This is a genomic window from Allobosea sp. 05T422_2, from assembly GCF_056396265.1.
Genome location: NZ_JBFTLD010000259.1, coordinates 1 through 9,646, shown reverse-complemented (window position 1 = coordinate 9,646; position 9,646 = coordinate 1). Strand labels below are relative to the sequence as shown.

General features: G+C 61.7%; 11 protein-coding genes and 1 pseudogene. 7 read left to right on the top strand and 5 right to left on the bottom strand.

Going from position 1 to position 9,646, the window contains the following annotated elements; translation table 11 throughout:
* The 4 genes from AC1DJT_RS29860 to istB all read left to right on the top strand — a co-directional run.
* A partial coding sequence (locus AC1DJT_RS29860; RefSeq protein WP_476835465.1) for a hypothetical protein occupies positions 1-457 on the top strand: 457 nt, incomplete at its 5' end.
* A 17-nt stretch (positions 458-474) separates the two neighbouring features.
* A complete protein-coding gene (locus tag AC1DJT_RS29855) occupies positions 475-582 on the top strand; it encodes a hypothetical protein (protein WP_476768763.1) in 108 nt (35 codons plus the stop codon).
* A 95-nt stretch (positions 583-677) separates the two neighbouring features.
* On the top strand, positions 678-2,177 hold the full coding sequence (gene istA / locus AC1DJT_RS29850) for an IS21 family transposase (protein ID WP_476835464.1): 1,500 nt from the start codon (positions 678-680) through the stop codon (positions 2,175-2,177).
* A 20-nt stretch (positions 2,178-2,197) separates the two neighbouring features.
* On the top strand, positions 2,198-3,040 hold the full coding sequence (gene istB, locus AC1DJT_RS29845) for an IS21-like element helper ATPase IstB (RefSeq protein WP_476768778.1): 843 nt from the start codon (positions 2,198-2,200) through the stop codon (positions 3,038-3,040).
* Here the strand turns inward: istB and AC1DJT_RS29840 are convergent, their stop codons facing one another.
* Positions 3,041-3,670, bottom strand: a complete 630-nt coding sequence (locus AC1DJT_RS29840) for a Y-family DNA polymerase (protein WP_476835463.1) — start codon at positions 3,668-3,670, stop codon at positions 3,041-3,043.
* A gap of 121 nt (positions 3,671-3,791) precedes the next feature.
* Between AC1DJT_RS29840 and AC1DJT_RS29835 the strand changes: the two genes are divergently transcribed.
* On the top strand, positions 3,792-4,850 hold the full coding sequence (locus tag AC1DJT_RS29835; protein ID WP_476770833.1) for an IS110 family RNA-guided transposase: 1,059 nt from the start codon (positions 3,792-3,794) through the stop codon (positions 4,848-4,850).
* Between the two features lie 299 nt (positions 4,851-5,149).
* On the opposite strand, the gene AC1DJT_RS29830 is transcribed toward AC1DJT_RS29835, so the two are convergent.
* From AC1DJT_RS29830 to AC1DJT_RS29820, 3 genes and pseudogenes are all read right to left on the bottom strand, one after another.
* Complete coding sequence (locus AC1DJT_RS29830) at positions 5,150-5,638, bottom strand: hypothetical protein (RefSeq protein WP_476835462.1); 489 nt, start codon at positions 5,636-5,638, stop codon at positions 5,150-5,152.
* A gap of 148 nt (positions 5,639-5,786) precedes the next feature.
* A pseudogene (locus AC1DJT_RS29825) lies at positions 5,787-5,900 on the bottom strand (Y-family DNA polymerase); the annotation flags it as partial.
* Positions 5,897-6,391: a LexA family protein gene (locus AC1DJT_RS29820; protein ID WP_476770831.1), complete on the bottom strand. Its 495-nt coding sequence runs from the start codon at positions 6,389-6,391 to the stop codon at positions 5,897-5,899. The pseudogene AC1DJT_RS29825 and the gene AC1DJT_RS29820, both read right to left, overlap by 4 nt.
* 195 nt (positions 6,392-6,586) lie before the next feature.
* Between AC1DJT_RS29820 and ligD the strand changes: the two genes are divergently transcribed.
* Positions 6,587-7,657 carry a non-homologous end-joining DNA ligase gene (gene ligD / locus AC1DJT_RS29815; protein WP_476835461.1) on the top strand — a complete coding sequence of 357 codons (1,071 nt, stop codon included), beginning with the start codon at positions 6,587-6,589 and terminating at the stop codon, positions 7,655-7,657.
* Between the two features lie 173 nt (positions 7,658-7,830).
* Entirely contained in the window at positions 7,831-8,685 is an 855-nt protein-coding gene (locus tag AC1DJT_RS29810) for an Abi family protein (protein WP_476770829.1), read from the top strand.
* On the opposite strand, the gene AC1DJT_RS29805 is transcribed toward AC1DJT_RS29810, so the two are convergent.
* Positions 8,639-9,286 (bottom strand): recombinase family protein, encoded by a 648-nt coding sequence (locus AC1DJT_RS29805; RefSeq protein ID WP_476835460.1) that lies wholly within the window; start codon positions 9,284-9,286, stop codon positions 8,639-8,641. The two genes, AC1DJT_RS29810 and AC1DJT_RS29805, sit on opposite strands and share 47 nt — an antisense overlap.
* Between the last annotated feature and the right edge of the window lie 360 nt (positions 9,287-9,646).

Sequence of the window (9,646 nt, the reverse complement as noted above, 5' to 3'; positions counted from 1 at the left end):
GGCCTGCTACCGATGCATGCAGCGATACGGCAACCGGCAATATCACGGCCTTCTGGACTGGCGGTTGGGGCTGGGGTTCCTTCGAGCTCTCGTCGAGCCGGGCTATCGATCCGGGCTTGATGGCGCCTGGGATCGCGATATCGAGCTTGCGGACTGGCCCAGGCTGGCTCGGTCCGTCCGAGACGAGCTTTGCCACCTCAACGCGATCAAGCGGACACCGGTCGATCTAGGCGATCGCGGCATTCCCGGCATCCGCGAGCGCACCGATGGCGGCGACCGCTTCTACATGATGGTCCACCCCTTCTGGCGCGTCGGCAACGGCACGCTCGGAACCGAGCCGTTCAAGAGCGCGTTCGCCCAAGTCGGAGGCGCCGACCTCTTCTTCGTCGATGTCTTCGACGCCAGCCGGCGCCCGGTATCCTCGTTGGAGACCGCGCGTAACAGGGATGTCGGCTGACGACAGGGGATCTGGGTATGGACCGGGTCGATGCGACGAAACGATCCGCGATCATGCGCAGCGTGCGCTCGAAGGACACCAAGCCCGAAATGGCGCTGCGGTCGGCGCTGTGTGCAGGGCGGTGACAAAACCATCCAATGAAGCGCCCTCGCTTGTGGTGGCGCGGGCGGCGTAAAAGCCAACCAGTTGGATAGGCTGATCCCTTTTGGGGTTGGCGGGGATGTTCGCGGTGGAGGTCTACGCGGCGGTTCGTGATTTTGTTTTCAATCAGGGGAAGAGCCGCCGTGAGGCGGCGCGTGTTTTTGGTCTGAGCCGCGAGACGATCGCGAAGATGTGCCGGTTCTCGCTGCCGCCGGGGTACACGCGCACGAGGCCGGCGGAGAAGCCGAAGCTTGGTCCGCTGTTGYCTGTGATCGATGCGATCCTGGACGCGGACCGGAGTGCGCCGGTGAAGCAGCGTCATACGGCCAAGCGGATCTTCGAGCGCCTGCGCGACGAGCATGGCTTTGCCGGCGGCTACACGGTGGTGAAGGACTACGTGCGGATCGGCCGGGCCCGTGSGCGCGAGACCTTCGTGCCGTTGGCGCATCCACCGGGTCACGCCCAGGTGGATTTTGGCGAAGCGATCGGGGTGATCGGCGGGGTTCGCCAGAAGATCCATTTCTTCTGCATGGACCTGCCGCAGTCGGACGCCTGCTTCGTGAAGGCCTATCCGCGGGAGACGACGGAAGCGTTCCTGGACGGGCATGTCTCGGCCTTCGGCTTCTTCGACGGGGTGCCGCTGTCGATCCTGTACGACAACACGCGCATCGCGGTGGCGAAGATCTGCGGCGACGGCCGGCGCGAGCGCACGCGTGCCTTCACCGAGTTGGTGAGCCATTACCTGTTCCGGGATCGCTTCGGCCGCCCGGGCAAGGGCAACGACAAGGGTAAGGTCGAGGGCCTGGTGAAGTTCGCCCGCTCGAACTTCATGACACCGATCCCGGTGGCAGCCAGCTTCGAGGCGTTGAACGCCGGCCTGGCGGAACGCTGCCGTGCCCGGCAGGGCGAGCGGGCCGGACGSCATGCCGGGACGATCGGGAACCGGCTCATCGCCGATCTGGCGGCGTTGCGTCCCTTGCCGGCCGTGCCGCTGGAACCGTGCGAGAAGCGCAGCGCGCGGGTCTCGTCGACCTCACTCGTTCGCTACCGTTCCAACGACTACTCCGTGCCGACCCGCTACGGCTTCCAGGACGTCGTGGTGAAGGGCTTCGTCGACGCGGTCGTGATCCTGTGCGGCGGAGCCGAGATTGCCCGTCACCCGCGCTGCTATGGCGAAGGCGCCTTCGTCTCCAACCCGTTGCATTATCTCGCGCTGATCGAGACCAAGCCCAATGCGCTCGRCCAGGCGGCGGCGTTGCAGGGATGGGATCTGCCCGAGGTCTTCCAGCACCTGCGCCATCTGCTGGAAGCTCGCATGGGCAATCGCGGCAAGCGCGAGTTCATCCAGGTCCTGCGGCTGCTGGAGGCGATGTCGCTCGAGGTCGTGACCTTCGCGGTGACCGAGGCGATCCGGCTCGGCGCCATCGGCTTCGACGCGGTCAAGCTGATCGCGCTGGCTCAGATCGAGCGCAGGCCGGCCCGTCTCGATCTGTCTGCCTATCCTCACCTGCCCAGGACGATGGTCAGGACGACCTCGGCCGCCGACTATGCCGTGCTCCTGCCGGAGGAAGCGGCATGACCGGCAACACCAGCCACGCGATGCCGACGGGAACGACCAGCGGCACGCCGCAAGTCCTGCTGGCCCATCACCTCAAGCAGCTGAAGCTACCGACAGTGCTGCGCGAGTACGACAAGGTCGCCCGTGAATGCGCGCGTGATGGCGTCGATCATGCCCGCTATCTGCTGCGCCTGATCGAGCTCGAACTGATCGACCGCGAACGCCGCACGGTCGAGCGCCGGATCCGGGCGGCGCGGTTCCCGGCCGTGAAGAGCTTCGACACTTTCGACTTCACCGCCATCCCCGGCCTCAACAAAATGCTCGTCCTGGAACTGGCACGCTGTGGCTATCTCCTGCGCCGCGARAACATCATCGCGCTCGGCAATAGCGGCACCGGCAAGACCCATGTCGCGCTGGCACTTGGCCTGGCGGCTTGCCAGAAGGGCTTCTCCGTCAGCTTCACAACCGCGGCTTCTCTGGTCAATCAACTCCTGGAAGCCCGCGACGAGAAGCGCCTGCTCAAGCTGCAGCGCGAGTTGCAGGCGGTGAAGCTGCTCATCGTCGACGAACTTGGCTACGTGCCGCTCTCGCCGACCGGCGCCGAGCTCTTGTTCGAGACCTTCTCGCAGCGCTACGAGCGCGGCTCGACCATCGTCACCTCGAACCTGCCCTTCGAGGACTGGACCTCGGTTCTGGGATCGGAGCGTCTCACCGGCGCGCTGCTCGACCGGCTCACCCACCACGTCAGCATCCTGGCCATGAACGGCGACAGCTATCGGCTGAAACAATCCGCCGGCCGCCGGCGCGCCAACGCCGCGGCGGAGCAAAACCAGGCCACGGCCGAACACGTCGATCCCGACACCGGCGAGATCATGGAGAGCTGATCAGAAACGAAAGCGACGATAAGCCAAGGGCCCCGATCGGGGCCCTTGGCTTATCGTCTCACATCGCCAGCGCTGGCCTGGTTTTGCTCCGCCCAAGTGGCCTGGAATCCGGCCGCCGTTGACAGATGCAACATCCGCCGCGGTCCTGCAGCCTAGCGCCATTAACTTCGCCTGACTCGCCGGACCGACACCCCAAATGTCGCCGAGCTCGACAAGGGGCAGCCATTCTTCCCGAGCGGTAGCGCTGGTCAGGTCGCATACCCCCAGCAATTGCGGAGTGGATTTGGCGATCTTGTTGGCCAGTTTCGCCAGGGTCTTGGTGGGGCCGATCCCGACGCACGTGGGGATTCCTGTCCATGTCGAAACCGACGATCGCAGGTCCCGCGCGAACTCCTCCCGCTTTTCTGGCTCGATCTGCGCGACGTCCAAAAAACTCTCATCGATCGAATAGATTTCGATGTCAGGGGAGAAACGTTGATAGACCTCGTTCATGCGGCGGCTCATGCCGCCATAGAGACTATAATTTGAAGAGAAAACGACCACGCCGTTATCGCGGCAGAGGTCGCGCATCTTGAACATGGGCTCGCCCATCTTAATGCCGAGTGCCTTAGCCTCGGATGTGCGAGCCACAGCGCAGATCGTGTAATCGGGCTTGGCTGATTGCGACCGTCGCGGATCGTGGCACCCTGCTCGGTTGTGCAACTCGGTCGGCCCCTGAAGGCATCCGACCACCGTTCAGGAGCGGAATGCCATGCGCTACTATGCCGGCTTGGATGTGTCGTTGGCCGAGACTTCGATCTGCGTCGTTGACGAGGAAGGAAGGTTGGTCCGCGAAGGGAAAGCGCCGAGCGAGCCCGACGCCATCGCAAACTGGCTGGCTGAGCTTCGCGTTCCCTTCACACGCGTCGGACTGGAGACCGGGGCACTCGCCGGATGGCTTGCGGAGGGGATGACCGAGCTCGGCGTTCCCGGTGTCGTCTGTATGGATGCCCGACACGCCCGCGCTGCCATGACGGCCATGACCCACAAGACCGATCGCAACGATGCGAGAGGGCTTGCGCAGATGTTGCGCACCGGCTGGTTCCGATCGGTGCATATGAAGACGCGCAGCACGATGGAGCTGCGCACGCTACTCACCAGCCGCAAGACCCTTGTGCTGAAGATCGGTGACATCGAGAACCAGATCCGGGGTTCACTTTGCCTCTTTGGTATCAAGATCGGCACGTCGAAGCGCCGGACCTTCGCCGAGCGTGTCCGCGAGTTGACCACGAACCTGCCTCGCATCGCCGCGATCCTGGAGGAACTCCTGGCGGCTCACACCGCCATGCTGCGGTCCCTGGATCGGATCAACCGAATGGTGCTGGCGATCGCCCGCGAGCATGAAGTGTGCCGGCGTCTGATGACGGTTCCCGGGGTCGGCGCGATCGTCGCACTCACCTACATCGCCGCAATTGAGGATCCGGCACGCTTCTCCAAATCCCGATCTGTGGGCGCCCTGCTCGGCATGGTGCCGCGAAAGCACCAATCCGGCGAGGTGGACCGAAATGGACGTATTACGAAGACCGGCGACAGCGAGGCGCGGTCGATGCTGTTCGAGGCAGCCCATGTCATGCTGCATCGGGTGAAGAGTTGGTCGGTGCTGCGCGCCTGGGGTATGAAGGTCGCGCATCGCCAAGGCAACAAGCGAGCGACGGTGGCCCTGGCGCGCAAGATTGCGGTGGTGATGCACCGCATGTGGGTCGACGGTACGACATTCCGCTTCAGGGCAACCGGGAATGCTGCGGCATCGACCACGGCATGCACTGCGTAGGTTCGGCACGGCCGTGAAGAGGTAAGACCGGGCTCGCCTGGTCTTTCTGGATCGTCCTCACGGGGACGGGCGAGGAGATGAAGCCGTAATGACGGGTGAGCTGGCTCAACGCCAAGCCCGCTGTCGCATATAGGCTCGCCTCCTTTCGGAACGCGATCTTGTGGCGGCCGATGGGCCGACCCCGGACAGAAGCCAAGAGCCCCGTGAGTGCGAGCCCAGATTATCAAACTGTCGGCCTCGGACGATCACGCTCGGTCGAGGGAGGGCAGCTTTCGACCCTAGCTGGCGCTTGGGTCGACCTATCTATCGGACGCACTGCCCACTACCAACCCAAGTTCGGGCAGGACAAAAAGGCGACGTGTGGTTCCCGACTCTTGGTAGAAGCTGCCTGGTCGCTTCAGCGCTTCCGGTATCCCATATGGCCAAAGCCACGAATGCTTCTGACCACAATGGAGGTTCGGCGGCAGCCCCTCCGAAAAGAACGATGCCGGGACAGGCGTCTCCTTCCACTCGCCATGGAAGTACGATCTGGTTGCTTGATTGTCTGGATTATTGATGTCGGTGAAGAAGCCGATGCCCTTTGATTTGATCGCCGCGATAGTCTGCTCACTCAGGCTGAAAGAAAATGCACCTTGGTGGCCGAGAAGGAGCGAGCAGCTACCTTCGGTGTAGAGCCAACCCGTTTGAAGCTTCTGAGGCACGGTGCCTCTTTGTAGGCTGCGGTTCATCAGCGAATAGCCGCCCCATGCCAAGCCGAKGAGCGCGAGGCCAATGACGGCACGTTTCACAACAATCCGACGCAGAATTACCCCCGCGAAAAGAGAGCCTTTCGCATCAAGGTTACGGCACTGTGGGAATGTCAGCAAACTACCCGAACGCCCTTTCACCGAGCGTCGCGGTGGGTTTTCGCTTGACGGCAAAGGCCCGATTACAGAAGCCGTCATTATTGGAAAGTACGATGACCGGGCGGCTTTTTAATCTTGGATCGAAAACCCGCTCGCAGCTGCAATAAAAGCTGTTCCCATCGATCAAGGCGAATGACCTGGTCATCGCCTGAAGCGCCTTACTGCATTTGTGACGACTCCAAAGATTTCGATGTCTGGATCCGGGCCGGGGTTGAACTCAGGATAGCGGCGATTGCCGAAAACGAGCCGGGGTCGACCGTTCTCGACCCCAAACACTTTCACGCTTCGCTCGCCGTTGACGTCGACCACCACAGGATCTCCGTCGCGAGGAGCGAGAGACCGATCGACCGTGATGAGGCTGCCATCAAAGATGCCCAGGTCGATCGCGCTGTCGCCCGAAACCGTCATGATGAAGGTCGCCGGCGCATTCTTGATAAGCGTCCGCGAAAGATCGATCGGAGCATCAAGATAATCATCAGCCGGGGAGGGGAATCCCGCGCAAACCCTGTTGCTGAATAGCTGAACCAGGAGCGGAGCGCTAAGCGCGACCGCACGGGCGGGGAGGGGGAATACTTGGGCTTGGCGCTGAGATGGCGACCTCGAAAGCCGGATTATGGGCCGATGGATGGTCAGCATGCGCGCGCCCTCGAAAAGAGAACATAACTAGAACAACGCGCGGGGCTGAGGTGTCAAGATTGGAAGCCACCATATTCCTCAGGGCGGGAAAATGCGGTCACAGAGTTCCGGATAAACGCGCGCTCGTACCGGATCTTGCTCGGAACGTTTCCCTGCCGCCGCTAGTTCGGAGTCGTTGTGAGTGGAGTTGCGTCAATGTGCGCGCGTCGCGTTTTGCGCTCCGGCCCGGCGGTCGACATCACCAGAAGTCCTCTCCCGAAGCGCCGCGATGCGCGCCAAAGAGCGCTGGCCTTCGATCCTATGCCCGACAGGGTCGAACCTTGCTTGGCGTTGCTGGCCGTCAAGCCGCCGAGTGGGGATCAATGGGCCTTCGAGGTGAAATGGGACGGCTACCGGCTCGCCATCCATGTAGAGCCCGGCCGGAAGGTCCGGATACTGACCCGGGGCGGGCATGACTGGACGCAGCGTTTCCCGACGATCGCCCATGACATGCGCGAGCTCGGCGTCGATAGTGCCATCCTGGACGGGGAGGCCGTGGTTCTCGACCAGCGCGGCGCTTCGGATTTCGGCGCGCTGCAGCAGGCGCTGGGTGGGCGAGGGGGCAAGCGATCGGCCGCAGGCGCACTGCTTTATGCTTTCGACCTACTCTATCTCAACGGTCGCGACCTGCGAGCGCTCCCTTTGGCCGAACGGCGCAGCATGCTCGCAGGCTTGATTGGGAGCCAGCACAGCTCGATCCGGCTGAGCGAAGAAGTCAACGCCGAAGGCGCCGCGTTCCTGAAGCTAGCCTGTGAGATGGAACTAGAGGGCATCATCGCCAAGCGCGTTGACGCTCCATATCGATCCGGTAGGGGTGGCGAGTGGCTGAAGATCAAATGCGTCCAATCTGAGACCTTTCTCATCATTGGCTGGGTGGCATCAGCATCAGCGTTTGGGGGGATCGGCCGCCTCCTGCTCGCGGCACGCCGCGGAAATGCTCTGGTCTATGTCGGCAGCGTCGGGACGGGCTTTACGGCGAAGTCGGCGACTGAGCTGCGTCGTAGACTGATGAGCATCCTGATCGAGAAACCTACTGTCGCCGGCGTCGCGAAGAAGGGCATACGCTGGGTCGAGCCGACGATCGCTGCCGAGGTCGCGTTCCGCGCCTGGACCAATGACGGCAAGCTGCGCCACGCCTCCTTCAAGGGTGTGCGGGACGATGCCGATGTAGGCGATATCTTTCAGGTGAAGCGATCCATAACCGGCTCGGCGAGCGGAGATGTATAAGGTGTTGTTTAGCGGGCGCCCCCCCGTCGCGACCGGTTCGGCCGGGACCAATGACTCAGCGCTAGCACACAAATGGGCTTGCGATTGAGCCGGGGACGCACTAAATTACTTGGGTCATGGGCCGCCACACGTCCTCTTCGGGGGAGTGCAAAAGGGCGGTTCTTCATTTTTTGATGGCCTTGATTCCCTTTACGAAGCCGCACGCTACAGCTGCTCAACGAGTAGCGCATTTGCGCGCAAAGGGACTGATCATCAACCGCCCCAATGTGGCAGCCCGCAAGATCGAACTCGTYGGCTACGAGCGCCTGCGGATTTACTTTCTCAGCCGACGCGACCTGACCCTACCTCATCGGCCCTTCCGGCCCGGGACCACCTATCACCATATCCTTCGCTTGTATCAGTGCGACATGGAAATTCGCTCCGCCTGCTTTGCCGCAGTCGGCACTTTCGAGTTGCTCTTTCGCAACGCGTTGTCAGAAGCATTGAGCCAGGCCAACGGTAGTCACCCGTACTACGATCACTCCTTGTTCAAGGATGCCGCGGCCAATCTCGAAGCACTTCGATATTTCATCGGTGTGTTCGAGAAATCGAAGGATCAGCGGGCCAGACATTATAAGCAGCGCTATGGCGCGCCTGTCTTGCCCCCGATTTGGACGATAAAGGAATTTCTGACCTTCGGAGCCACTTCACGGCTTTATCAGTGTCTAGAAGGCTCTGTCCGAACGGCAATCGCGCGCCAATTTGGTGTTGCATCAGATGCCATATTCAAAGACTGGATCGAGTGCCTTGTCGATCTGCGCAACATATGCGCTCACCACGATCGCCTGTTTAATCGCCGGTTTCAGAAGCAGCCTCCGAATTACAGGCGAGCCGGAGTGCCGACCGCTTCCGTGCACACGCTCAAGGCTATCCTGGAATGCCTCGATCACCTCTTAGACTCGGCCGGCGCAAGCGCGCATATAACCAACAGGGTCGAAAGGATCATCCGGCGGTTTCCTGAAGTGCAGTTATCGGAAGCTGGTTACTGACGGCAGCTTCGCCGGGTTTCACTGCCGAAAGAGCTTCACGGATCCGCATGACGGTCTGACGGCTCACGTTGTAGTGCTTCGCCAGCGGCGCCACCTTTTGTCCATTTTGCAGTGCGGATTTAATTTCGGCGCGCTGCGAGGAGGTGAGGGCGGTAGGCCTTCCGAGTTTCCTTCCCTCTGACTTCGCGCGACGTAGTCCGGCATTGGTCCTCTCGATGAGAAGATCCCGCTCGAATTGCGCGACCGCGTTTATGACGTTCATGGTCATCTTGCCGGCCGGGCTCGCGAGGTCGACCCCTCCCAGCGCCAGGCAATGAACCCGGATACCAATTTCCTCGAGCCTATGTACGGTCGAGCTGACGTCGATCGTATTTCGGCCGAGGCGATCCATTTTCGTGACAATCAGAATGTCGCCGCGCTCAAGCCTATCTAGCAGGCGGGTGAATCCTGGACGTGCTGAGATCGCCACGCTGCCGGAGACCGTCTCGGAGATGATCCGGTGCGGCTCGATCCTAAAGCCGGCGGCCTCAATTTCCTGAACTTGGTTCTCGGTGGTCTGGCCGTTGGTGGAGACCCGGACATAAGCGAAGGTGCGAGACATGGATTTCCGTCCGAAAAGGGTATGGCGAGAATCGGACATGTCCGGAATTATCGCAAGCTAATTTACGGACAGTAGCGGGGAGGGCGTCCGAAATCGCTCGTTTTTGGACATGGCGGACCTGGGCGCGACCTATCGATTGCCTGAGCACTCATGGTGGGGAAACCCGCGCGCAATAGTGGGGAAACCCGCGCGCTTCAGGGGGATACCTGAGCGTTGATCAGTTGAGGGCAGATCGATTTCGAGCGAAAATGCTGCGATTCCGTCGAAATTGCCGCCGTGCGACGCTGATATTTAGGTCGGCGGGCGTCTTGAGGCATAGATTCCAGGCTTAGTGGGGAAACCCGCGCGCCTTGGCAGGAT

Bases quoted from the DNA above. Each gene is read 5' to 3' on its own strand.
- AC1DJT_RS29855 (WP_476768763.1), top strand. From the start codon at position 475: ATGGACCGGGTCGATGCGACGAAACGATCCGCGATCATGCGCAGCGTG.
- AC1DJT_RS29835 (WP_476770833.1), top strand. From the start codon at position 3,792: ATGCGCTACTATGCCGGCTTGGATGTGTCGTTGGCCGAGACTTCGATC.
- AC1DJT_RS29805 (WP_476835460.1), bottom strand. From the start codon at position 9,286: ATGTCTCGCACCTTCGCTTATGTCCGGGTCTCCACCAACGGCCAGACC.
- ligD (WP_476835461.1), top strand. From the start codon at position 6,587: ATGTGCGCGCGTCGCGTTTTGCGCTCCGGCCCGGCGGTCGACATCACC.
- AC1DJT_RS29820 (WP_476770831.1), bottom strand. From the start codon at position 6,391: ATGCTGACCATCCATCGGCCCATAATCCGGCTTTCGAGGTCGCCATCT.